Here is a 22,231-nt window from a genome sequence, read left to right as displayed (position 1 = left end):
CTATGTTCACTCTCACCATCAACCAACGCGACAGCCGCCGCGACGGCGATCTTGTGCCGCAATTGCTCAAGGACCTGCGGCACATTCCTGCGCGGCTCGACTTTGACCGCTCGGTTGAGGATGAGGTGCAGGGCATTGTGGAATGCAGCCACCAAGCCGTGGAGACGGCCCTGATCGCGCTCCGTACCGGCCAGTGGTACGTGGGAATCGGCGTCGGGCCCATTAACGAGCCGCTGCCCAACCTGGTCAAGGATGCATCGGGGCATGGCCTCGTTTATGCGCGCAGGGCAGTGGATCGTCTTCGCAACGGCAAAGATCGAATTCCCGTGGCAGTTGACGGCCCCTTCGCCGCCCTGGCTTCGGAGGCTGAGGCCGTGCTGCGACTCCTCGGACACATAGTGCAGCACCGGAGTGCAGCGGAATGGCGGGTACTGGATCTGCTCACCCCGGGTGTCCGGGGTCAACAGAAAGCCGTGGCCGAAGAGCTCGGCATCACCACCCAAGCCGTGAGCAAGGCGCTGGCCCGCGCGCAGTGGGCAGAGGAACATGCCGCCCGTCCTGCCGCCGCCCGCTTGCTGCAGATGATTCTCGAAGTTCGCTGATAACCAGGAGGGCCCATGCCATACACCGTTGACTTTAAGACTGTCTCTACAGCGGGCTTGGAATCGTCGCCGGTAGCCGAAGCAGCCGCCGGGTTGCGCGCCAACGAGGCCCGCTATTTCCGGAACAAGTACAACCACGTTTTCGTGGTGAACCCGGCAAGTGAACTACCGGAAGTGGTGGACCGTGTCAGCCGGATCCTCCGGGAAGAACGCGACATTGTTATTGAGTCCCGCCCCCTGGAAGCCACCGCCTTCCAGGTTGAAGACCTGCACATGGCCTATGTCTTCTACGAATCAGGGCTGGCCATCAACGTGATGTACAGCCTCGAGGACGGGAAAAGGGCGGTTGGTTTCAAGCTGGCGGACGGGATGGAGATCCCTGCCGAGTTGGAATCAAAATTCAAGTTTGCCCGGCAGAAATCAAAGCTTGCCGGGACTATCCGGGGCTCCTACTTTGTCATCAAGGGCGAGTACCCACCCACACCCGCCCAGCCGCAGCCTTAACCCAACCGAGTCGCAGTTAACGCCGTTTTGAGGGCTCAAAAGGGCATCTGCTGCGACTCAGTTGGGTCAGCGCGGAGCGTTACTGGTTGCTGATGTTGTCCTTGGCGGTGCCTGCACGGTCCTGAACGTCGGCTGCTGCTGCCTGACCTTCGTCCTTGACGTTTGCCGCAGCCTCCGTTGCGCTGTCTTTAACGTTCTGCATTGCGTCCTGGGCAGGCTCGCGCAGGTGCTCGGCAACTTCCTGGGCCGCATGGCTCAGCTCATCGGTCAGGGGCTGGGCTGCGTCCTTGACGGCTTGGGCAGCTTCGCGCTCCTTTTCCGAGGCCGGGAACAGCGAGGACACCAGCAAGCCTGCGCCGAACGCGATCAAGCCGGCGGCGATCGGGCTGCCCTGGGCCTTCCGGGTGATCACCTGCGGGGCATCGCCGAGGTCTGAGACGGCCCCGGAAACATTGCTGGCGACGTCGGAAACTGCGTCCCCGGCCCGGTGAGCAGCATTGCCTGCAGCATCACTGACGTCATCGCGGGCGCCGAACACAGCGGTCTTGATCTTGTCCACTCTGCGATTGACAATGTGCGAGGGCGTGACCTTGTCCGCCACGGCATCAACATTGGTACTGAGCCGCCGGCGAGTTTCTTCGATATCGGCGCGCAGGGCGTCGGGGTTCTGCGTCATCGTGTCTCCTCAGTGTTCGGTTTCAAAGCGGGGGGTATTTCCTTGACCGTCTCAGCGGTCTGCGGCATGCCCTTGATGGCGTTAAGTTCCTTGCGGCCCTTGGAGGCCAGAACTGCTGCAACGATGCCCCAGATGACCGCGACAATAACAGCGGACCATCCCAGGCCAACCAGTTGACCCAATGCCCACCAAAGGGCAATGGACAGGAACAGCACGGTGATGTGGCCGGCGTATGCAGCTCCGCCCAGCATTCCAGCGCCCTTGCCTGCCTTAGTGGCGGAATCCTTCAGTTCCGCTTTGGCCAGCTCCACTTCCTGGCGCATCAACGTCGAAACGTCGCGCGTCAGGTCGCTCAGGAGCTCACCGAGGGGAAGGGTCTCCGCCTTCGCGTGGGCTTCCGTGGGAGGCAGATCGGCGGGACTGCTCATCGGTGACCTCCATACTGGGGGTCATCGGGATCGAGCGGTCCTGCCAGCGGGTCGCCCTGGGACTTAAGGCCACCGGCCTCGGTCTCCGGGTAAGGGAGCGTGGATCCGTCGTAGCCACCCGTGGTACCTGCGTCGTAGCCGGTGGTTGTGGCCGAACCGTATCCGGCGGTGGTTGCCGTCGGTCCGGGGAGGTCCACTGGCGGAGGAGTTACCGCGCCACCCTGAGTCGGGTAGTAAACGGCGCGAGGCGTCTGCGTGGTGGCCGGAGTGCCGCTTGCGGACTCAGTGTCGGAGGCGTTGCCTGCCATGCCCCGGCCGAGACGACCGGCGATGACACCAGCTCCAGCAGCCAGCAGCAAGAAGGTTCCTGGCTTACGACGCGCGAAGCCCTTGACTTCATCCAGCAGTGAGCCGGGATCCCGGCCTTCCAACCACTGGGCAACGGAGGAGGAGCGCTGGGCTGCCTGCTGGACCAAGTCCGTGGCAACGCCACCGTTTTCAGTTGAATTAGCCATGGTGGAGAGTTCGTCGGAAATGGACCGCAAACCCTCGGCAACACGCTGCTGCTGGGCCTGAGCCTGATCGGTCAGCTCACCCTTGGTCTGCGTGAGCAGCTGGCGGGCGTTCACCTTGACTTCCTGGGCCACGTGACCGGCCTCGGACTTGGCGGTATCCACCACACCGCCGGCGGCGTCGGAGACGGCTCCGGCCACTCCTGCTGCTTCCTCCTTGGCGGTATCTACCTTGCCGGAACTGGCGGAATCGGTCCCTGAGCCGGCGGGAGTGCCACTGATTCCCGTGGTTCCGGCGGTCTGGGTCTCAATATCGGCCGAGTCCAGGTAGTTTCCAGTGAACGGTTCGGTGCCTCCCTGGGCACCAGTGGTTGGCGCCGCGAAGCTTCCGTCCTGCGGCGATTGGCTCTCAGTCATTGTCGCTCTCTTTCCACAGTTGGCAGGCTGCGGACAGCAGCCGGGATAGTAAGTATCGTTACTATCAATGGGTGTGTACCCGCTTGCTGCAGTTCTAATCACACCAATTTCCAAAAGATGGCGTGCCCCACTTTCAGAGCTTCCCGCTCGACAGGGGACAACAGACCTGCCAACGTTGGTTTGATGAGCCAACTGCCCAACAGGCGACGGCTGATTCCCGCGCTACGAAAAACCGTCACCCGCCACCGACTCCTGTTTGCCGCCAAGACTGCAATCGCCGCAGGCTTGGCTTGGTACCTTGCACCGTTCATGCCAGGGCCCGCTGCTGAGTATCCGTACTATGCCCCGCTGGGCGCCTTGGTGAGCATGCACCCCACTGTGGCCGACTCTGCCAAACATGGGTTACAGAGCCTGGTGGGTTTGGTGCTGGGTATCGGCATGGCCTTCGCCATCACCACTGTGGCCGCGCCTACTGCCTTGGCTGTTGCCGTGGTGGTGGGGCTTGGCGTGCTCATCGGCGGCCTTCCCCGCCTGGGCACTGCGTCCGAATGGATTCCCATGGCAGCGCTGTTCGTGCTGGTGCTGGGCGACTCAAATGCCGAAGGTTTCTCCTTCGCCTACGTCCTCCAGATGGCCTTGGGCGTCACCGTCGGATTTGCGGTGAACTGGCTGATATTTCCACCCCTGCACCTGGACGACATCGACCCCGCCATTGCCGGGCACCAAGGCGCTTTGTCCCGCCAACTCAAAGATATGGCCCGTGCCATGGAAGAGTCCTGGCCGCCCAATCACGAGGCGTGGGCCAGCCGCAGCGACGAACTTTCGCTGACAGCGGCAGGCGTGCGGACTGCGGTGCATCAAGCTGAACTGAGTGCCAAAGCGAACCCCAGGTCCCGTCGTCGTGCGACCCGCCTGCCCGCGGACCTTGCTGGCCTGCGCACCCTTGAACGGCTTACCTTCCACGTCCAGGACATCACCGATGTCCTGGCCAGTGCCATCTGGGAAGAGGGCGCGGGGACAGTCATCCCGGATGCCTTGGTGGCTCCGCTCTCGGAAGCCCTGGAGTCCGTGTCCGGCGTGGTGGATCACTGGCGTGACGCCGCGTCAGGCGAGCTTGCCAACCGTCTGGCGCGAGCCAAGGACAGCATTGCCGCCCTCAGCGACGCTGTTGCCGAGGCAGCCGCTGACCAAGCCCCGGTGAATGCTCCGGCGTCGGTGGCCATGAGCCTGCGCCGGATCCTGACCGTGGTGTTGTCTTCCGAGTAGTGGGCTACCGCGGTTTCAGGGGAGGAGAGGCTTCCCGACCCTTTCCTGCACCGATCCCATCCAGCATTTCGGCCAGCGCCTCCAGCGAGGAATGTTTAGGCGCCCACCCCAATAGGGCGTGCGCCCGGGCCGTGTCCATGATGGGTGCGTTGGCCGCCATGTCCACCCACCCGCCGTCGGTCACCTGCAGCCGGAGCCGCCAACTGACCTCGACGACGGCGCGCAGCACCGCAAGCGGGAAAGGCATCACCCGCCGGGCGTTAAGAATCCACGCCAAGGCGTTGGGGTCGATGACCGGCTCGGCGGCGATGTTGAACGCACCTTCCGCCTTGCGCTCCAGCACACGCCAGTAGGCATCAGCGACGTCAGCCGTGTGGGCCGCCTGGAACACCATCTCCTTGGGGATAGCGAGCAGCGGCAGCCAGGGCTTGCGCGGAACAAGCCGAGGCAGAACCCGCCCCAGGAAGTAGCGGCCAACCTCGCTCCCGCCACCGGCACTGAACATCAGCGCGGGACGGAGCCGTGCCACCACAATGTCCGGGTTCTCCTTGGCAAAACCGTCCAGGAGAATTTTCCTGTGCCGCCTTATCCACGCTGTAGTGCGAGCTCCGGATGCCGCCGGTGGGCCAGCCTTCCTTGGTCCGCTGGTCTTTGGGAGCCGGCGAATACGCTCCCACCGATGACGCGCACACCACGTGCCCAACTCCGGCTTTACGCGCGGCGGCGAGCACGTGGGCTGTTCCGGCCACATTGGTCCGGCGAAGCATCTCCCTGTTGTGGTTCGGCTGGATCAGCCAAGCCAGGTGAACCACGGCATCAGCTCCTGCCATAGCTGCTTCCAAGGCGGGCTGATCCTCGGTGGCGCTGATGTCCAGAGTGTGCCACTCCATGCCGTGATACGGAGCGGCGTCCTGATCCGGTTGCCGCCTGACGACGCCCACCAGCTCCAAGTCCGCGCCTTCTTCAGAGCGTGCCCGCTGGAGCCGCTTCAGCAGTTCCGTGCCGCCGTGTCCTGTTGCACCTGTGATCACAATGCGCATGGCTGTCTCCTCAGGCCTGCGGGGCTTCGCCCGTGGAACGGATGCGCTCCAGGACCGCTGTAGTGGAGTGCTCGGGGACGTAATCCAGGATGGTCACCGTACCGCCGTAGCGTTCCACCGCCTCAGTCTCCTGAAGCATCTCCGGAGTGTAGTCGCCGCCTTTGGCATAGACGTCCGGCCGCAGAAGATCTATCAGCGGTATGGGCGTGGGGGTATCGAACACGGTGACGTGGTCCACGCAGCTCAGCGCGGCAATGACTGCCGCACGATCGGCCTCGTGGTTGACCGGCCGGTCCGGACCCTTGAGCTTCCGCACGGAAGAATCGCTGTTCAGTGCCACCACCAAAACGTCGCCCAGCTGCTTGGCTTGGTTGAGGTAGCGCGTGTGTCCACGGTGAAGGACATCGAAGCACCCGTTGGTCAGCACAATCCGTTTGCCCTCCCGGCGATGCTCCTCCACCTGCCGGGCCAACTCGGAGTCCGTCAGCGCCGTATCGGCGAACCCGCGGAGGTGCGTTGCCAATTCTTCCGTAGTGCAGACAGAGGTACCCGGCCTGTGCACCACCACGTCAGCGGCAGCTTGGGCCAGATCCACACTGGTGGTCAACGGCAATCCCGCGGCACGGGCAATTGTCAGCGCCGCCACGAACGTATCGCCGGCACCCGAGGCCTGCTTCTCAGCCTGGGGCCGGGCCCACGTCCGGTGGGTTGCCGGCTTTTGAGAATCCCTGTTGGGCCGGATGGTCAGCGTCCCCTCCCGGTCCAAAGTCACGACGACGGCGGCCGCACCTGAGGCGCGCAGGAGCTGGTCCGAGTGGGCTTCCACGAACGGGCACCTGGCGGCTCCGCCGGGGAACTCGGTGCCGAGCAGCCTGGCCGCTTCCTGCGCATTCGGGGTAGCGAGATCAGGCTGGAGGCTTGCCCAGCGTCCCGGGTAGTGGGCGTCCAGCACTACCAGGGTGTCCTGCCGAGCCACCGGGAAGCCGGCCCCTGCGCCGTCAGACCCGGGCCGCCCTGTCTGGTGTCCCTCGCTTTGCGGTCCCAGATTTTCGAGTAGGGCGTCCCTCACGGCCCCTTCCAAGGCACCCGCGCCGTAGTCGCAGAGGACCACGGCAGAGGAGCCGGGGAGGACGTCAGGGATGGCAGCGGCCATCAAGCGGAGGCCATCAGCGGGAACTTCACTGGCGGCGTCGTCCAACCGCAGCATCACCTGCCCGCCGCTGCTCACGCGAAACTTGGTGGTGGTGGTCATCTCCGCATGGGACACCACATGAGAGACGTCCACCCCCGCGGACCTGAGCTGCTCAAGGAGCGTGCGGCCCCCTGAGTCCTCTCCTATCAGTGAGATAAAACGCACCTGAGCCCCCATTGCGGCAAGGTTCATCGCCGTGTTCGCTGCGCCTCCCGGGGCGAAATCCCGGCGCTGCACCTGGACCACCGGGGCAGGGGCTTCGCGGCAGAACCGCTCAATGGTTCCGTCCCACCAGCCGTCCAGGATGGAATCCCCGATGACCGTGACCACCGGGCGTGCCTCGGCCAAACGGCCTGGCAACCAGTCAGCCAGGCCTTCTTGTTTTGCCAGGCCCTCTTGATTTGCCTTGCCTTCGTGGTTGGCCTGGCCGTCTTGATTGGATAGGCGTGCCATGGGGTACCTTCCGATTGGGCTTACAGTTTCCTGTTCCCCTCAGGTACCCCGAGCCGCGGGCTTCACACGCCGAACCCGTGAGTTTCCGCCCGGGATCAACGGGTGCGGAGAACCAGCCCGCCGTCTTGCCAGCGAAAGGAATCACCCATGGAGAAACCGCTGACGACGCCAAGCCCTGGGGTGGGTCCTGTGCTGGAAAAATTCAGCGACGTCAAGCGGATTGTGGCCCTCAGGGGCGGTGGACTGGGCGACTTGATCTACACCTACCCGGCCCTCTACGCCTTGAAGAACGCGTACCCCGGCGCATCCATCACCCTCCTGGGCACGCCCATTCACGCGGCAGTGGTGGCCGCAACGGAAGGTCCCGTTGACGACGTCGAGATGTTGCCCGTGGCGCACGGTGTCCATGACGGTCCCCGCAACGGCGAGCGCTTTGAGGACGATGCTGAGGATGTTGCGGCGCAGGAGGCCTTCTTCGAGGCGATGAGGGCCAGGGAGTTCGATGTCGCGTTTCAGATGCACGGCGGCGGACGGTTTTCCAACCCTTTCCTGCTTCGCCTTGGTGCGCGGCATACCGTGGGCACCCGCACCAAGGATGCGGAGCCGTTGGAGCGGAACCTTGATTACGTCTATTACCAGAATGAACCGGACCGGTGGCTGGAGGTGGCTGGCCTCGCCGGGGCTTCGAGCATCATCTCCCCTCCCCTGCTTCCCAGGCCCGAGCATCAGCAGAACATCGTGGGAATGCGGGACGCACAGCGGACATCGCTGGTGGTGATCCACCCGGGTGCCACCGATCCCCGGAGGCGATGGCCGGCGTCGTCCTTTGCTGAAGCCGCGGCGGGATTGGCCCGGGAAGGGGCGCAGGTGCTGATCGTGGGTGACCGCTCAGAGAAGGCCTTGGCGCAGGAAGTGGCGGAATTGGCGGTCCGTCAATTGACTGAGGTGGACAGGAACGCTGTTGGATCCGTGGCCGGTGAGCTGAACATCGGGGATCTGGCTGCGCTCCTGGCGGATGCAACGGTGATGCTCGCCAGCGACAGCGGTCCACGGCACTTGGCCCAGGCGTTGGGGACGCCGACGGTGGGGATCTTCTGGGTGGGGAACGTGTTCAATGCGGGGCCGCGAGGGCGGAGTCTGCATCGCGTCCTGATGTCGTGGGCTACGCAGTGCCCTCGATGCGGAGCGGACGTCACCCAGGTTGGATGGACGGCACCGCACTGCGGCCACGACGACACCCTCATTGAGGGCATCGCCGTGGCCGATGTTGTTCAGGACGTGCTGGACCTTACGGCCACGAGCCTTCTTCTGCGGGGCAAATAAGGAGTTCGCGGACTTCGCTGCCGAACGGCTGGGAGAGGGCGAACACTACGGCCTGCGCCACGTTGGCGGGATCGTTGAGCTTGGAATCGTCCTGCGGCTTGTACTGTTCGTCGCGATCGTCAAAGAAGTGGGTCTTCATGCCACCGGGGATGATGGTGGTGACGCCGATGACTCCCCCGGTTTCTGCGGCCAAGGCCCGGCTGAAGCCGATCACGCCGAACTTGGAGGCGCAGTACGCCGTGGCATCCGGGAGTGCCCGGAGACCCAGCGTGGAGGCGATGGTGATGGCCCGGCCGCGGGATCCCTTCAGATAGGGCAGCGCCGCACGGACCACGGACACCGTGCCCAGGAGGTTCACTCCAATGACTTTTTCCCATTCCTCCGCCGGGACGTCGCCAAGCTTTCCGCAGCGGTCAATGCCAGCAGCTGTGACCACTCCGTCCAGGCCGCCCAGGCTTTCGGCGGCTTCCTTGACGGCGGCTTCCACGGCTTCACGGTTGGAGACGTCCACTTCCAGAGCCTTGGCACCGGACACGTTGCTGACATCGCGGTCAAAGACGAAGGGTGTGCCGCCGGCGTCGCGAATGGCTTCCACGATCGCAGCGCCAAGGCCGGAGCCGCCTCCAGTAACGATGACGCGGCCGGGTGTTTGCGTGTTCATGCTGTTCCTCTCGGTTAATGGTTTGCTTGTGGTCAGCTGACCTTGGCCAGTGCTGCAGCCAAGCCGCTGGTAGAGCGTGCCGGATGGAAGGGCACGGTGACGCAGCGCCCTCCCCAGCCCGCCACCAAGCGGGCTTCCGGCAATTCTTCGGGGGTGTAGTCGCCACCCTTTACCCAGATATCGGGCCTGAGTTCGCTGAGGCAGGCCTCGGGAGTGTCCTCGCCGAAGACCACCACGGCGTCAACGCATTCGAGCGCCAGCAATAACTCCGCACGGTCTTCCACGCTGACGATTGGCCGGTGTGCGCCTTTGAGCCGCCTGACCGATTCATCGGAATTCAGGCATACGATCAGGCAATCGCCCATACTGCGCGCGGCGGCCAATGTGCGCGCGTGGCCTGCATGGAGGAGGTCGAAGCAGCCACCGGTGGCCACCACCGTGCCGCCCCTGGACCGCACGGCGTGAGCCAGCCGGACGCCGTCGGGTTCCAGGTCGCCGGGGTCAACGAGTTCCAGGCCCTTGAGTTCTACGACGGGACTGGGATCGGAACCTTCTACCGCCAGTGATGCTGCTCCGCCCGCTGCGAGGAATGCTGACGCGTCCTCCACTGCCTTGGTGGCGGCCTGCGCGAGGTTAAGCCCCAGGCCCAAGTGCAGAGCAAGGCTTCCAGCCAGTCGGTCGCCGGCTCCGCAGGGATCGCTGACGTTGGTCTTGGGTGCGGAGATGCCTTGCGCCGTGGCACCGGCTGAGAGCAGGAGCGCCCCATCTTCACCTCTGGTCACCAGAACGGCACCACTTCCCCACTTTTGGAGCAGGTATCGGCCAGCTTCTTCGGCGCCGGTGCGGGAGGGTTCCAAACCTCCCGCTTTCGCAGAGGCCAGCGCCTCTGCGAGGTTGGGCGTCACGACGGCGACCCCTTCCACAGGTTGGGAACCGGCAGGATGCGGGTCCCACACCACCGGGACACGTCCGGCGGCCTCGGCGAGCGCGGCGCGGATCTGGGTATTTGCGGTGATTCCCCGGCCGTAATCGGCCACCACAATGGCGTCCGACGAAGCAATGGCGGCGAGCATCTCTCCCGTAGTGGACGGGACAGGGGCAGGTGCGCATCCTTGATCGAACCTGACCATGGGATGTGTCCCGATTCGCACACGGGTCTTGGTAGGGGTCGGGGCGAGCGGGGCTCCGGCAAGCACAGACACGCCGGTCAGCGCGCGCCTGAGGTGGCTGGCGCCGTCGTCGTCCGAGAGGGCGGTGACCAGTGCGACGTCGTGACCGTCCTGCGCAAGCACGGTAGCCACCAGCCCGGCACCACCCGCACGACGCCGGATGTCGGCCACGTCCACCACCGGCACGGGCGCGTCGGGGCTGAGCCGGGTGGCGGCTCCGTTGATGTCGACGTCCAGGAGGACGTCCCCCACTACCGTGATCCTCATGGCTGCCCGCCTCCGAAGGAGTTCGAGCCTGAACCGGCCCGGCGGGCTACCTCGGCATCAAAGGCCCGGCACACTGCGTGGATGGCGATGAGGTGGCCTTCCTGGGCGTTCGCGGAGATGGCCGCAACGGTGATGGCTTGATCGCAGGCGTCAGCCAGCGGGTTGGGGCCAGCGCCGGTGAGTGCCCACGTGGTGATGCCGCGTTCCTTGGCTGCACGCACGGCTTTGAGCAGGTTGGGGCTGCGGCCACTGGTGGAGAGGAGGAGGAGGACATCACCTGAGCGACCATGGGCCCTGACTTGGCGTGCGAAAACCTCCTCGTAGCCGTAGTCGTTGGAGAGCGCTGTCACGGCGGAGGACTCTGCGTGGAGTGAAATCGCGGAGAAGGGTGCGCGCTCCTCATCGAACCTGCCCACCAGTTCGGCCGTGAGGTGTTGCGCCTCAGCCGCTGAACCGCCGTTGCCTGCGGCCAGCAGGCGTTGGCCGGACAAGAGACGTTTGGCCAGCACGGTTCCCCACTCGGACAAAAGGCCCGACTGCGAGCGCAAGGAGTCCAACGCGGGCAGGACGTTGTCCAGGTGTTTGGTGACCTCGGCGGTGTGGTTGGGATCGGTGAAATCGGGAGCCCACCGCGCCGGCAGGCTGTCCGGAACCGCGGAGGGTGCAGTGGAGGGGGCGGTGGTTTGGGTGGTGGAGGCGATAGTCACAGTCACAGTGCCTTTGATGTTCACAGTGCCGTTCCTTCCAGTGGTTCCAAGCGTTCGCCGGCTTGCCGGGACAATCCGGCTGCCAGAACGGACCGGTAGGCTTTCTCGGTGTCCGCTGCGATGCGTTCCCAGGAGTAGCGGGAGCGCGCCCGGCGTGATCCGGCGCGGCCCATGTCGGCGCGAAGATCCGGATCTGCCAGCAGCTTCCCCAGCGCCTCTGCCAGGGCTTCAGGATCACGCGGAGGGACATGCAGCCCCGTCTTTTGATCCACCACGGTTTCCCTAAGCCCGCCCACGGCTGCCGCCACCACCGGGACTCCGCACGCCATGGCTTCCAGGGGCACTATGCCGAACGGCTCGTACCAGGGCGTGCACACCACGGCGTCGGCACTGCGGAAAATGGCCGGCATGGCATCACGCGGCACCTGCCCGCGCATGGTCATCTTGTCCTCCACCCCGAGTTCCTTTGCCATGGCTCTGAGGCGCTGCGCTTCGGGATCTTCTTCGAGGTTGAGGGCGTCCCCGGAACCGCCCACAATCAGGAGCTCAACATCGTTGAAGCCCGCCTCTGCCAGGAGCGGCAGGGCCTGAATAATGAGGTCCACGCCCTTGCGCTGCACGAGGCGGCCCACGCTCAGGATCCGGTGCGTGCGGGTCTTGGGTTCGGCGTCGGACGTTCCCGGGAACAAGGTGAGATCCACGCCGCAGGGTGCGATGGAGATTTTTGACCGGCTGATGCCGAGGGCTTTGAGTTCGAAGACCTCGTCCGGGCAGGTGGCAATGACCCAGTCGGCGGTGCGTCCGATCCACGGTTCCAGCCATTCCCGGGCTGGTGGGCTGGTGTCGGCAGCGCCTTGGTGCCTGCGTTTTACCGAGCCCAAGGCGTGAAAGGTCTGCACCACGGGAACGGGATCAACCGCTCCTGCCCGGCGGGACGCTTGGATGGCAGCGAGTCCGGACATCCAGAAGTGGGCGTGCAGAACGTCCGGCAGGTCACCGGCCCAATCCTCGCAGATCCCGTCGGCGAGCTCGCCCATATATGGCAGGAGATCGTCCTTGGGAATGCGGCGGGCAGGACCGGCATCCACGTGAACCACAGTGAGTCCCGGTCCCACTCGCACCCGCCCTGGTAGATCGGGGTCATCACGCCGCGTGTACACCGTGACCTGATGGCCGCGATCTGCCAGGGCCGAGGAAAGCGCCGCCACGTGGACGTTCTGCCCTCCGGCGTCAACGCCTCCCAAGGCGGCCAACGGACTGGCGTGTTCGGAGACCATGGAGATTTTCATGGGTGCGTCCTCTCTGTGTCATGGCGGGCGTTGGTGTCATGGCGGGCGTTGGTGTCGTGGCCGGAATTGCGGTCCTGGCCGGAGGAAGCTGTTCCGGATTGCGGGTGGCTTCCCCGGCGCGTGCCCAGGGGGAGGTCGGCCAAGAGTTCGTCCCAGGCTCGAAGAAACTTGTCCAGTCCGTAGCGTTGAAGGGCGGCCCCGCGGGCCACCATGCCCATGGCGTAGGCGTCGTCAGGGTCATCCAGCAACCGCCGGGCGAACCTCTGGAGATCGTCGACGTCGTTGGAGACCAAGCCTGCGCCGTGCGGAATGGCGCGGCTCGCCTCGGTGGTGGCCAGTGCCAGGACGGGCATGCCAAGGTGCATGGCTTCCAGCAGTGCCAAACCCAGCGAGGTCCAGCGAAGCGGGTGAAGGTACAAGCGGCAGCGGGCCAGTTCCTGGTGGAGTTTCGGGGCGGGGACATCACCGGCAATGCGGAGCCGTTCTTCGCTGAGGCCGAATCCCTTGAGGTTCAGTGATTCCGGCAAAGCCTCCGTCCCCATGCCGAAGACCCGCAGCGGTCCCACCCCCGCGAACCCGGGCAGGAGGTCCGTCCCTGTGACCCGTCCGCGCCGAACAGGCTCGTTAACCACCACGCCCATCTCTTCCCGCTCCCCGGTGTACAGGCGTCCCGGGTCCGGAATGCCGTGTTCGATCACTGTGGTGCTTGCCGTGCCCGTGTCCCAGAAAAGCTGGTTGAAATGGGTCACGTGGACCACTGGAATGGTGCTCTGGTCCGCCAACGGGTGCAGCGTGAACGGGACGTCGCCCTTGGGGGTGTTGTGTTCGAGGTACACGGCGGGAAGGTCAACGCCCGGGCGGCGGCCGAGTGAGCGGGCTACGGCGGCAATCTCTTCAGGCCTCTGAAGGACCACGGCGTCAACACTGGCCGGGTCCAAGGTTTCCAGGTCCACTTCCTGTGCGGCGGCAGGCCACTCACGGCCCCCTCGTCCCAAACCCCACGCGCCGCCGTCGGCCGATTTCGGCAGTAGGTACTCATGCTGGCCGCGGACGAACGCCTCCATCCATCCGCCGTGGACATGCCACACGAGGATCCTCATGGTTTCCAAACCTTTCGTCGGGTGGACAGAGAGGACACGCCTCCCAAGAGCCGTTCAACGGCTTCCACAACCTGCTCCGGGGTTACCGAGCTCAGGCAAGGATGCCCGGGAACCGGGCAAACACGGGCTCGGGAGTTCTTGCAGGGCGCCTCCTGGTCTCCCAGCAGTTCTAGCGGAACGCCGTAGGGCGCCCATCGGATGGCCGGGACCACCGGGGCGAACAGGCACACCACGGGTGTTCCCACCGCTGCCGCCAGATGGGCGGGGCCGGTATTGCCGGTGACCACGACGGCGGCTCCCGCCAGTACCGCTGCGAGCGTGCGGAGGTTGGTTCCGCCGCCGAGGTTCCGCGCCGAAGGACCGGCCACCGTTGCCGTGAGCGAGGTTTCCCCGGGCCCACCTGTAACCACCACCCGGTGCCCGTACGCCTCCAAAAGCTCCACGGTTGCTGCGTGGTGCAACGCGGGCCAAGCCCTTGCCGGCGCAGCAGATCCCGGGTGGACCACAATGTACGGTCCTTCATCAGCGAGTGCGTCGGCTACCCCTTCAGGATCCGGGCCGGAGGTGATGCGCAGTTTTCCATCGTCGCCGTTGGGCAGCACATAACCGCCGGCCTCTGCGATGGTAAGCGCCCGGACCGCTTCCGGCTGGTCCTCCGGGAAGTCCTCGCCCGGTTTGAGCCGGACGTCAAGGAGCGAGCCTGCGTAGTCCGTTGATGCGCCCGTGATCTTTTTGACGCCGGCCAAGCGCAGGAGCATTGCCAGCGGAAGCGGGGACTGATGGAAGGAGGTAAGAATGACTGCTTCCTGGATCCGCGAGCTGCGGACAAAGTCGATCAGGCCCCGGGTCATCTCATCCGTGACAGGAGGCGCCGGGTTCACAATCCACGGGCACGCCCACGTGTGCACCTGCGTCACTCCGGGCAGCATCTCCGCCGCACTGGATCCTTCGGGACCGCAGAGCAGCACAACATCGTTGGGTCGGCTGCCATCGGGGCGACTTCCGTTTGCCACGGCACGCAAGGCAGGTCCTGACAGGAGGACGTCCCCCATACTGTCCAAGCGGGCTACCAGGACGCGGCTCATACAGGGGCATCCTGTTCGTCCAGAGCCCCGGCGAGCAGGAGCTCGACGGCGTGGCCCAGGTCCTCGGCAACACTACCGGCAGCCTCGATCTCCTCGCGCCGGGTGATTTCCGTTGGCACCAACACAGCCCTGGCACCAGCAGCAGCAGCGGCCTCCATGTCAGCACCGATGTCGCCTACGAAGGCGGCCTCCTCCGGGCTGATGCCCAAGGAGTTGCATGCTTCCAGGATCATTCCCGGCTCAGGCTTGCGGCAGGCACAGCCGTCCTCCGGTCCGTGCGGACAGAACTCCCACACGTCGAACGGACCCAGCAGCTCATCCACCCGCTGGTTGACGGAGTGCATCTGCTCCACCGACAACAGCCCGCGCGCCACGCCCGACTGATTGGTCACCACACCCGTGGCCAGTCCCGCGCGGCGTACTTTTTGCAATGCTTCACGGGCGCCGTCCATGGGTCGCACCAGCTGCGGATCGCCGTTATATGGCACGTCAACGACGAGCGTTCCATCGCGGTCGAACAGGACCGCCTTCAACGTTACGGTTCCTCCCATACCCGCAACGTTCCCCAGTTCTCCCGGCGCTAAACAATGCGGCCCTGAGAAGTTTCCTGCCGCTAGACTCCTAGCGGGAGGCCACCTTGGACACAGCTTTGAACAGTTACGAGAACAACGATCAGCCCCTGTTGCTTGCCCTGCGCGCCCTGAAATTGGGGGACTTGCTGGTTGCCGTCCCGGCACTCCGGGGCTTGAGCCGGGCATTCCCTGAGCATCGGATTCTGTACGCCGCACCGGCCTGGATTGCCGAGGCCTTGGAGTTGGTGGGCGGCATTCACCACCTGCCAACCCCTGGGCTAGATGACCCCCTGACAGTCCCCCGGGGTGCTGTGGATATCGCCGTGAACCTCCACGGGAACGGCGCTGAAAGCCGTTTGCGGATTGAGGAACTGCAGGCCAACCGGGTGGTGGCACATGCCTCCAACGGCATTAACGGGCCTGAGTGGATCACCGGCATCCCGGAACGCGAGCGCTGGACGCGGCTCCTCAACTGGCACGGCATCGACGCCGATCCCTTGGACTACCGGCTGAACCATCCGGCCGTTCCGTCGCCGCGTCCCGGCACCACAGTTGTGCACGTCGGTGCGGCTTACGGCAGCAGGCTGTGGCCGGTGGAGCGGTTCGCGGAGGTGGCCGTGGAACTTGCCGCAGCCGGGCACGAGGTAGTTCTCACGGGCGGCACGTCCGAGCGCGCCCGGGCAGAAGAGGCGGCTGCCTTGGCCAAGCTCAAAGGAGCAAACCTCGACGACGGACTGCTGGCCGGGCGGCAAGGCCTCGCCGAGTTTGCCGCCACCATCGCCGAAGCCCGCCTTGTGGTCTCCGCCGATACCGGCGCAGCGCATCTCGCGTCCGCGTATGAACGTCCCTCGGTAGTGCTGTTCGGCCCCGCACCTGCGGAAGAGTGGGGACCGCCGCCGGGACCGCACGTGGTGCTGACCGCCGTCGAACTCCGCCGTGGTGATGTATTCTCAGCCGATCCTGATCCCGCGCTTTTGGCCGTCAGCGTCCGCGACGTGTTGGACGCAGTGAAAGCGCTCGGCTGCTAGCTGGTACGTGGTTAAGGGGCTGTTCCGTCCTTCAGTTGGGCTTCTTCGTCCAACAGTTGCGTTTGGAGGGACACCAGGATCTTTGAGAGCTTTCGCGACACCTGCATCTGGGACATTCCCAGGGCCTCCGCGATGGTGGACTGCGTCTCCTCGCGGTAGTAGCGGCGGTACAGCAAGTGCCGGTCCTCTGCGCTGAGGCCGCGAATGGCATTCCGCAGAGCCAGCACGTCCTCGAGCCGGTCTGTGGGGCATCCGAAAGCAGAAAGAGATCCTTGGAGACCGTCACGCCCCTCGGAGGCGGGCACATCCAGGGAATCCGGGCGCTTACTGGTACCGGCCATCAGTGCTTCGCGGACCTGGCACGGCTCCAGTTGCAGATCCTCCGCCACCTCTTCCGGAGAGGGGGTGCGTTGCAGGGTTTGGGTCAATTCCTCCGTCCGGGCCAGCACTTGGCGGCGGACGTCCTGGATGGTCCGCGGAGGACGCACCACCCAGCAATGGTCGCGGAGATAGCGCTTAACCTCTCCGGCGATGGTAGGGGCGGCGTAGGCGGGAAAGCTCACGCCCTTGGACTCGTCGTAGCCGCGTGAGGCCTTGATGAGGCCCATGTACGCGACCTGCCTGACGTCGTCGAGGTCGTGAGTGTGAGCGGAGTATCTGGCGGCAATGGACTTGGCCAGATTGAGGTGGTCCAAGACCAGACTGTCCTGGAAACTCTGGCGAATGCTGCCCTCAGGCTTGCATTCTGAGGTCCTGGCGGGGACGGTGAGGGGTTGGGTTTGACGCATGGGGCTTCAATCCTTAACCGGCTGGTGAGAGTGAGCCCACGGCAAGACTCCTTAAAAAGAGAAGCACACTTACTATTAGCTTTCAACGGGTCTACGGGGTTAGTCTCGAAAGGAAGCCATAATCAGGGATCGGAGTTCCCCATGGAAGAACCTCAGCTCGCCGAGCCCACTACAGTGGTGGCCGATATCCAAGACCTGCTGCTCGATACACCTGACGTTGAAGCATTCCTGGAGGAGCTCGCCAGACACTCAGCCGGTATGTTCAGCACGCCTGGGAACGAGGTTTACTGCGGCATTACGCTGATGCGGCATCGCTCCGCAGCGACAGTGGCAAGCAGCAGCGAGCGCGCCCAAATGCTCGACGAATTGCAGTACAACTTCTCCGACGGACCGTGCCTCCACGCCTGCCGTGAAGTCACACAAGTGCATATTCCGGATTTCGCCAAAGACGACACTTGGCCGGAGTACAACAAGCTAGTCACCGAACACGACATCCGGTCCGTCCTGGCCGTACCATTTCCCCTCAGCGAAGACGCTGCCCGGGCAGGGCTCAACCTCTACTCGGAACACGCCAACGCCTTCGACCAAGCCGCCGTGCAACGCGCCAACGACTACGTACAGCAGGCGTCCAAAGGCCTGCGCCTGGCGGTCTTGATCGCCGAGCACAGCCAGACCGCCAACAACCTCAGGGCAGCGATGGAATCCCGCACCGTGATCGACGTGGCAACGGGCATCATCATCGCCCAAAACCGCTGCACCCAACAAGAAGCCATGGAGCTCATCAAGAAGGCCTCCAGCAATCGGAACGTCAAGCTCCGGGTGGTGGCGCAGGCCATTGTTGAATCCGCAGGTGGAGGGCCCGTTCAGACGTACTTCAAGTAAGCCACCACGGATCCGGCCCTTGTACGAAACCCCCGCCGCTCAGCGGTGTGGGTAAGCGAACAAGGGCCGGATTAGCCGCAGAGGTGTGCCCGGCTAAGACGAGCGGCAGTTACAGCAGGCTGCGCAAAACCTGCGCCGCGCCGTCGTCGAGCACTGAAGCGGTGACTTCATCAGCAACGGCGATTACCTCGTCAGGAGCCTGGCCCATGGCAACGCCGCGGCCGGCCCATGTGAGCATCTCGATGTCGTTGCGGCCATCGCCCACTGCAACCGTATTGGCCAGGTCCGTACCGAGCTTGTGGCGCAGAACCTCCAGCGCACTCGCCTTGGTAACGCCCTCGGCAGCGATGTCCAGCCAGGCAGTCCACCCCACCGAGTACGTCACGCCGGAAAGTCCGATGTGTTTGATGGCCTCATTGAACTCGTCCGAAGTGTTCTCGCTGCTGAAAACCACTACACGGACTGCCGTGGCATCCAGCATGGTCTGGAAGTCGACGCCGATGGACTCCACGCCGAAACTGGCATCCTGGAAACGCTCCGTGGAAAGGAAGTTCCCGTCCTCGTCCTCCAGCGCGTACTTGGCGTTGGGCAGCCGTTCCCGCAAGGCCTTCAGAGCCGGAGCTGGATCGAAAGTTGCCTTGTGGATAATCTCGTAACCCTTCTCCACCGAGGGGTCCAGGCGTAGAGTCACGCCGCCATTGCAGCACACAGCGTAGCCTCGCTCGAGGCCGATCTGCTGGATGATGGGAAGCGTCGCGTTGAGCGAGCGGCCCGTAGCGATCATGACGTCGTGGCCGTCGGCCACCACAGCTTGCGCAGCGGAGCGAACAGCCGGAGACATGTGGCCGTCGTGGTCCACCAGGGTGCCGTCCACGTCCAAGGCGATCATGAGCTTGTTGTTGTTATTTGGCTGGTCATCGATGCCAGCAACTGGAGTATCAGTCAAAATAGTCATGCTTACAGTAGATCAGACACCTCCGACACTGAACTAGGACCGGCGCCACAGCTGTGGATTAACGGGGGGTGAACAGTGGTCATAGGCCCTGTTCCGGGATACTCCGAAGGATCACCAGCTGCTGGGTGGCCCGCGTCATGGCCACGTATCGGTCCACGGCGCCTTCGATGCCCCGGCCAAACGTCTCCGGATCGATCAGGACCACGAGGTCGAACTCCAAACCCTTTGCCAGTTCAGGGGTGAGCCAACTAACACGGCCCTGTTGAGTCCTGACTATGGCGTCCGGCCGACTAATAACGCAGGCGATGCCCTCAGGGTTGGTCTCCTGCCAGCCATCCAGAATCGTGCTGAGCTGGCTGATTTCACCGTGGACCACCGGGGTTCCACTGCTGCGAACCGAGGTAGGCACATTGGCGTCCGGGAGTGCCTCGCGGATAACCGGCTCAGCTTCAACCATGACCTCTTCCGGTGTGCGGTAGTTGATGCTGAGACTGGCCACGTTGATGGCGCCAAGGCCCGCGCGTTCCAGGCGCTCCTCCCATGATTCCGTGAACCCGTGCCTGGCTTGGGCCCGGTCCCCTACCACCGTGAAACTCCGTGAAGGGCACCGAAGCAACAACATCCGCCACTCTGCGTCCGTCAGCTCCTGGGCTTCATCCACCACAATGTGGGCGAACGGTCCCGCAAGAACATCGGGATCGGCTGACTCCAAGGCGTCCCCGTCCACGAGCTTTTCCCGCATGTCGTCACCGCGGAGCATGTACATCTCAAGGTTTTCGGAGTCATCAGCGGCGATCAGGTCATCCACCACCCGGTCCATGAGCTCCCGCTCAGCGGCAAGAGCGGCTTCCCGTTTCCCTCTGCGTCGCGAAGCCTCAGGGTCTCCCAGGAGTTGGCGGGCTGCGTCCAAAAGCGGCAGATCCGCCGTCGTCCATGCCTCGGGGTTTTCCCGATGAAGCGTGGCTGTTTCACCAGGCTGCAGCCATGGCGCACACAATCGCAGATAAGCCGGAACCCGCCATAGGTCCGCTACCAACGCCGAGTAATGGAGGAGCGGCCATGCCTTGGCGAATGCTGCCCGCAGCTCCGCGTTATGGGTGAACGCGCGGCGAAGCGAGCTCTCCGGAAGGTCATGCTCGTCCATCTTGTCCACGAGGATGGCGAGCAGTGCCTCCCACACGTCGTCGCGGGCTTCGTTGTGCGGAGTACCGGGTTCCGCGGCGTCAAATGCCTCCGCCCAGTCCTCACTGCTGAGCCATACGTCGGCGTAGGGCGTCTCAACCTCCGTGCCGTCAGTCGGCGGCGCCTCGTAGAACGTCACTGCGGACTCAATTGCTTTCACCATCGCCACGGACGACTTCAGCCGAGCCACTTCGGGATCACTTTCGACGACGGCCGTGGCACCTTCGGGGACAAGGTCCTTTAGCGTGCACGTCTGCACTCCCTCTTCACCCAAGCTCGGAAGAACATCCGCGACGTAAGCGAGGTAGGGCTGATGCGGGCCCACGAACAGGAGATCGCTCTTTCGATGGCTGCCGCGATGATTCAGCCGGGGATCCGAATAGAGGAGGTACGCCGTCCGATGCAAAGCGACCACAGTCTTTCCGGTACCGGGACCGCCGTCCACCACTAAAGCCCCCCGTGAGCCTGCCCGAATGATCTGGTCCTGGTCAGCTTGGATGGTCCCCAACACGTCCCGCATCCGAGGCGAGCGGCTGCTGCCCAAACTGGCGATGAAAGCGGACTGATCATCAAGGGCAGCGTTGCTTTCAAGGCCGTCAGCAGTGAATACTTCGTCCCAGTAGTCGCTGATCCGGCCACGAGTCCAGCGATACCTGCGGCGGCTCACCAATCCCATTGGGTTGGCGTGGGTCGCCCCGAAGAAGGGCTCAGCAGCCGGCGAGCGCCAGTCGATCAGGAGCCGACGGCCCACGCTGTCGGTCAATCCGAGCCTGCCGACATACACCGGTTCCGAACTGTCCGCAGTGACCATCCTGCCCAAGCAAAGGTCCAGGCCGAAGCGCCTCAAGGCCCTTAGTCGCGCAGTGATCCGGTGAATCTCCTGGTCCCTGTCCAAGGCCGCCTGCCCCCGGCCGCCGGGCCGCTTTCGCGTGGCATCAAGACGTTCGGACAACTCCTCTATGGACTCCGACAGGCTGGCCGCGATCGCTTCAAACTGCTGCTCGTCGGTGCCGATCAGCTTCGGATCGGCTTTGCGGTCAAGGTGCTCAGGCAACGCGAAGGCGCTGGTTTTCGCCGGACTGACTTCGGGCATCACACGACTCCCTTTTCTTTGGACGTTGGGGTTTCGTGGCTCAATTGTTCGGCATGGAGGGGGCCTTGCCGCAAGCCCCGGGGTGCGTTATAAATTGAATATGGAAGGGATAATTCCCTTCCATTTTTGTGCCCGTTTCTTCACCGATCCCGCCCTTGTTCGAGATCCCCGCCGCACAACGCCAAGCGTGCCGAACAGGAGCAAGTTCGGGTGGTGCGGGCTAGGGTAGGCGGATGCCTTCACCAATGACAGCAGCTCAGTTGTCGGCCCTGTACGACGCCGGAAATCAGTGGGCCGCGGACGACGACTTCTTTCTGGCCTTCGTGAATGGGCGTCCCAACAGCCGCGTGTTGGACCTTGGTTGCGGTACCGGCCGAATGACCCTTGCGGTTGCTGCGGATGGCCACTCCGTTGTTGGCATCGACCCAAACCCTGGCTCCCTTGCGGCTGCACGAAAGAAGCCCGGCGCTGAAGGCGTGACCTGGATTGACGGTACGTCGGCGGCAATCCCCCAAGACGCCAGTTTTGACGTGGCGATCATGACGGCGCACGTGGCCCAAGCGATTAACGACGACGGCGACTGGTCCCGAACGCTTGCCGACCTCCACCGCACGTTGGTCCCCGGAGGTCGATTGGTCTTCGATTCCCGCGACCCCGTGGCACAAGCGTGGAAATACTGGACACCGGCCGAGACGCGCCGCGTCCACACTCTTCCCGACGGCTCCATTGTGGAAACCTGGATCGAAAGCGCCGTAGAAACCGATGGGTTCGTTACCCTGACCGAGCACCGCGTGTTAAACGGGAGCACCGAGGAATCAGAGACGTCGGTTCTCGCATTCCGCACAGAGGATCAACTACGGCAGGATCTGAACTCGGCCGGCTTCACATTGGACCACCTATACGGCGGCTGGCATGGCGAGGACGTGGGAAGTGGGAATGGCGAACTGATCGTGCTGGCCCACAAGCCCCTGGATTCCCGCGCTAGTTCGAAAATCCCGCAGCACCACGGGGTGCGGGACGAAAGAGAACGGTTTTGAACG

The 22,231-nt window shown here is 64.2% G+C and carries 21 protein-coding genes and 1 pseudogene; 7 read left to right on the top strand and 15 right to left on the bottom strand.

Annotated features, from left to right (window positions below):
- Positions 1-2 precede the first annotated feature (2 nt).
- Positions 3-602, top strand: a complete 600-nt coding sequence (locus tag J7I86_RS14925) for a hypothetical protein (protein ID WP_214821037.1) — start codon at positions 3-5, stop codon at positions 600-602.
- Between the two features lie 15 nt (positions 603-617).
- Positions 618-1,106, top strand: coding sequence for a phage tail protein (locus J7I86_RS14920; protein ID WP_214821035.1), 489 nt, complete (start codon positions 618-620; stop codon positions 1,104-1,106).
- A gap of 79 nt (positions 1,107-1,185) precedes the next feature.
- On the opposite strand, the gene J7I86_RS14915 is transcribed toward J7I86_RS14920, so the two are convergent.
- From J7I86_RS14915 to J7I86_RS14905, 3 genes are read right to left on the bottom strand one after another with little or no spacing between them, the layout of a single operon-like run.
- Complete coding sequence (locus tag J7I86_RS14915; protein ID WP_214821034.1) at positions 1,186-1,782, bottom strand: DUF3618 domain-containing protein; 597 nt, start codon at positions 1,780-1,782, stop codon at positions 1,186-1,188.
- On the bottom strand, positions 1,779-2,210 hold the full coding sequence (locus tag J7I86_RS14910) for a phage holin family protein (RefSeq protein WP_214821032.1): 432 nt from the start codon (positions 2,208-2,210) through the stop codon (positions 1,779-1,781). The genes J7I86_RS14915 and J7I86_RS14910 overlap by 4 nt, the downstream gene beginning before the upstream one ends.
- Complete coding sequence (locus J7I86_RS14905; RefSeq protein ID WP_214821030.1) at positions 2,207-3,139, bottom strand: hypothetical protein; 933 nt, start codon at positions 3,137-3,139, stop codon at positions 2,207-2,209. The genes J7I86_RS14910 and J7I86_RS14905 overlap by 4 nt, the downstream gene beginning before the upstream one ends.
- A 183-nt stretch (positions 3,140-3,322) precedes the next feature.
- Between J7I86_RS14905 and J7I86_RS14900 the strand changes: the two genes are divergently transcribed.
- Positions 3,323-4,405 carry an aromatic acid exporter family protein gene (locus J7I86_RS14900; RefSeq protein ID WP_286179804.1) on the top strand — a complete coding sequence of 361 codons (1,083 nt, stop codon included), beginning with the start codon at positions 3,323-3,325 and terminating at the stop codon, positions 4,403-4,405.
- A gap of 4 nt (positions 4,406-4,409) precedes the next feature.
- Here J7I86_RS14900 and J7I86_RS14895 read toward each other — a convergent pair.
- Positions 4,410-5,445: pseudogene (locus tag J7I86_RS14895) on the bottom strand (NAD-dependent epimerase/dehydratase family protein).
- A gap of 10 nt (positions 5,446-5,455) precedes the next feature.
- Positions 5,456-7,090 (bottom strand): D-glycero-beta-D-manno-heptose 1-phosphate adenylyltransferase, encoded by a 1,635-nt coding sequence (gene rfaE2 / locus J7I86_RS14890; RefSeq protein ID WP_286179803.1) that lies wholly within the window; start codon positions 7,088-7,090, stop codon positions 5,456-5,458.
- Between the two features lie 147 nt (positions 7,091-7,237).
- Here rfaE2 and J7I86_RS14885 point away from each other — a divergent pair, with 147 nt between their 5' ends.
- Positions 7,238-8,413, top strand: coding sequence for a glycosyltransferase family 9 protein (locus J7I86_RS14885; RefSeq protein WP_214821028.1), 1,176 nt, complete (start codon positions 7,238-7,240; stop codon positions 8,411-8,413).
- On the opposite strand, the gene J7I86_RS14880 is transcribed toward J7I86_RS14885, so the two are convergent.
- The 7 genes from J7I86_RS14880 to J7I86_RS14850 all read right to left on the bottom strand — a co-directional run bounded on the left by J7I86_RS14880 (position 8,379) and on the right by J7I86_RS14850 (position 15,242).
- Positions 8,379-9,074, bottom strand: a complete 696-nt coding sequence (locus J7I86_RS14880) for an SDR family oxidoreductase (RefSeq protein WP_214821026.1) — start codon at positions 9,072-9,074, stop codon at positions 8,379-8,381. The two genes, J7I86_RS14885 and J7I86_RS14880, sit on opposite strands and share 35 nt — an antisense overlap.
- Positions 9,075-9,106: 32 nt before the next feature.
- Positions 9,107-10,510, bottom strand: coding sequence for a PfkB family carbohydrate kinase (locus tag J7I86_RS14875; protein WP_214821024.1), 1,404 nt, complete (start codon positions 10,508-10,510; stop codon positions 9,107-9,109).
- Positions 10,507-11,151, bottom strand: coding sequence for an SIS domain-containing protein (locus tag J7I86_RS14870; protein ID WP_214821081.1), 645 nt, complete (start codon positions 11,149-11,151; stop codon positions 10,507-10,509). The genes J7I86_RS14875 and J7I86_RS14870 overlap by 4 nt, the downstream gene beginning before the upstream one ends.
- Positions 11,152-11,237: 86 nt before the next feature.
- Positions 11,238-12,506: a glycosyltransferase gene (locus J7I86_RS14865; RefSeq protein ID WP_214821022.1), complete on the bottom strand. Its 1,269-nt coding sequence runs from the start codon at positions 12,504-12,506 to the stop codon at positions 11,238-11,240.
- A complete protein-coding gene (locus J7I86_RS14860) occupies positions 12,503-13,606 on the bottom strand; it encodes a glycosyltransferase (protein WP_214821020.1) in 1,104 nt (367 codons plus the stop codon). Before J7I86_RS14860 ends, J7I86_RS14865 begins: the two co-directional genes overlap by 4 nt.
- Complete coding sequence (locus J7I86_RS14855) at positions 13,603-14,691, bottom strand: glycosyltransferase family 9 protein (protein ID WP_214821018.1); 1,089 nt, start codon at positions 14,689-14,691, stop codon at positions 13,603-13,605. Before J7I86_RS14855 ends, J7I86_RS14860 begins: the two co-directional genes overlap by 4 nt.
- Complete coding sequence (locus J7I86_RS14850) at positions 14,688-15,242, bottom strand: HAD-IIIA family hydrolase (RefSeq protein WP_214821016.1); 555 nt, start codon at positions 15,240-15,242, stop codon at positions 14,688-14,690. The genes J7I86_RS14855 and J7I86_RS14850 overlap by 4 nt, the downstream gene beginning before the upstream one ends.
- A gap of 86 nt (positions 15,243-15,328) precedes the next feature.
- On the opposite strand from J7I86_RS14850, the gene J7I86_RS14845 reads away from it, so the two are divergent.
- Positions 15,329-16,291: a glycosyltransferase family 9 protein gene (locus J7I86_RS14845; protein WP_214821014.1), complete on the top strand. Its 963-nt coding sequence runs from the start codon at positions 15,329-15,331 to the stop codon at positions 16,289-16,291.
- Positions 16,292-16,302: 11 nt separating this feature from the next.
- On the opposite strand, the gene J7I86_RS14840 is transcribed toward J7I86_RS14845, so the two are convergent.
- Positions 16,303-17,079: a sigma-70 family RNA polymerase sigma factor gene (locus J7I86_RS14840; RefSeq protein ID WP_214821012.1), complete on the bottom strand. Its 777-nt coding sequence runs from the start codon at positions 17,077-17,079 to the stop codon at positions 16,303-16,305.
- A 141-nt stretch (positions 17,080-17,220) separates the two neighbouring features.
- Here J7I86_RS14840 and J7I86_RS14835 point away from each other — a divergent pair, with 141 nt between their 5' ends.
- Entirely contained in the window at positions 17,221-17,961 is a 741-nt protein-coding gene (locus J7I86_RS14835) for a GAF and ANTAR domain-containing protein (protein ID WP_214821010.1), read from the top strand.
- 109 nt (positions 17,962-18,070) lie between these two features.
- Here J7I86_RS14835 and J7I86_RS14830 read toward each other — a convergent pair whose 3' ends face one another.
- On the bottom strand, positions 18,071-18,916 hold the full coding sequence (locus J7I86_RS14830) for an HAD family hydrolase (protein WP_214821009.1): 846 nt from the start codon (positions 18,914-18,916) through the stop codon (positions 18,071-18,073).
- Between the two features lie 79 nt (positions 18,917-18,995).
- Positions 18,996-21,191: an RNA polymerase recycling motor ATPase HelR gene (gene helR / locus J7I86_RS14825; RefSeq protein WP_214821008.1), complete on the bottom strand. Its 2,196-nt coding sequence runs from the start codon at positions 21,189-21,191 to the stop codon at positions 18,996-18,998.
- Between the two features lie 233 nt (positions 21,192-21,424).
- Between helR and J7I86_RS14820 the strand changes: the two genes are divergently transcribed.
- Positions 21,425-22,228 carry a class I SAM-dependent methyltransferase gene (locus J7I86_RS14820; RefSeq protein WP_214821007.1) on the top strand — a complete coding sequence of 268 codons (804 nt, stop codon included), beginning with the start codon at positions 21,425-21,427 and terminating at the stop codon, positions 22,226-22,228.
- Positions 22,229-22,231: the final 3 nt, after the last annotated feature.

Source organism: Arthrobacter sp. ISL-95 (assembly GCF_018613695.1).
Classification (GTDB): Bacteria; Actinomycetota; Actinomycetes; order Actinomycetales; family Micrococcaceae; genus Arthrobacter.
This window is presented reverse-complemented; position numbering and strand designations above follow the sequence as displayed.

Bases quoted from the DNA above. Each gene is read 5' to 3' on its own strand.
- J7I86_RS14925 (WP_214821037.1), top strand. From the start codon at position 3: ATGTTCACTCTCACCATCAACCAACGCGACAGCCGCCGCGACGGCGAT.
- J7I86_RS14920 (WP_214821035.1), top strand. From the start codon at position 618: ATGCCATACACCGTTGACTTTAAGACTGTCTCTACAGCGGGCTTGGAA.
- J7I86_RS14915 (WP_214821034.1), bottom strand. From the start codon at position 1,782: ATGACGCAGAACCCCGACGCCCTGCGCGCCGATATCGAAGAAACTCGC.
- J7I86_RS14910 (WP_214821032.1), bottom strand. From the start codon at position 2,210: ATGAGCAGTCCCGCCGATCTGCCTCCCACGGAAGCCCACGCGAAGGCG.
- J7I86_RS14905 (WP_214821030.1), bottom strand. From the start codon at position 3,139: ATGACTGAGAGCCAATCGCCGCAGGACGGAAGCTTCGCGGCGCCAACC.
- J7I86_RS14900 (WP_286179804.1), top strand. From the start codon at position 3,323: ATGAGCCAACTGCCCAACAGGCGACGGCTGATTCCCGCGCTACGAAAA.
- rfaE2 (WP_286179803.1), bottom strand. From the start codon at position 7,090: ATGGCACGCCTATCCAATCAAGACGGCCAGGCCAACCACGAAGGCAAG.
- J7I86_RS14885 (WP_214821028.1), top strand. From the start codon at position 7,238: ATGGAGAAACCGCTGACGACGCCAAGCCCTGGGGTGGGTCCTGTGCTG.
- J7I86_RS14880 (WP_214821026.1), bottom strand. From the start codon at position 9,074: ATGAACACGCAAACACCCGGCCGCGTCATCGTTACTGGAGGCGGCTCC.
- J7I86_RS14875 (WP_214821024.1), bottom strand. From the start codon at position 10,510: ATGAGGATCACGGTAGTGGGGGACGTCCTCCTGGACGTCGACATCAAC.
- J7I86_RS14865 (WP_214821022.1), bottom strand. From the start codon at position 12,506: ATGAAAATCTCCATGGTCTCCGAACACGCCAGTCCGTTGGCCGCCTTG.
- J7I86_RS14860 (WP_214821020.1), bottom strand. From the start codon at position 13,606: ATGAGGATCCTCGTGTGGCATGTCCACGGCGGATGGATGGAGGCGTTC.
- J7I86_RS14855 (WP_214821018.1), bottom strand. From the start codon at position 14,691: ATGAGCCGCGTCCTGGTAGCCCGCTTGGACAGTATGGGGGACGTCCTC.
- J7I86_RS14850 (WP_214821016.1), bottom strand. From the start codon at position 15,242: ATGGGAGGAACCGTAACGTTGAAGGCGGTCCTGTTCGACCGCGATGGA.
- J7I86_RS14840 (WP_214821012.1), bottom strand. From the start codon at position 17,079: ATGCGTCAAACCCAACCCCTCACCGTCCCCGCCAGGACCTCAGAATGC.
- J7I86_RS14835 (WP_214821010.1), top strand. From the start codon at position 17,221: ATGGAAGAACCTCAGCTCGCCGAGCCCACTACAGTGGTGGCCGATATC.
- J7I86_RS14830 (WP_214821009.1), bottom strand. From the start codon at position 18,916: ATGACTATTTTGACTGATACTCCAGTTGCTGGCATCGATGACCAGCCA.
- helR (WP_214821008.1), bottom strand. From the start codon at position 21,191: ATGCCCGAAGTCAGTCCGGCGAAAACCAGCGCCTTCGCGTTGCCTGAG.
- J7I86_RS14820 (WP_214821007.1), top strand. From the start codon at position 21,425: ATGCCTTCACCAATGACAGCAGCTCAGTTGTCGGCCCTGTACGACGCC.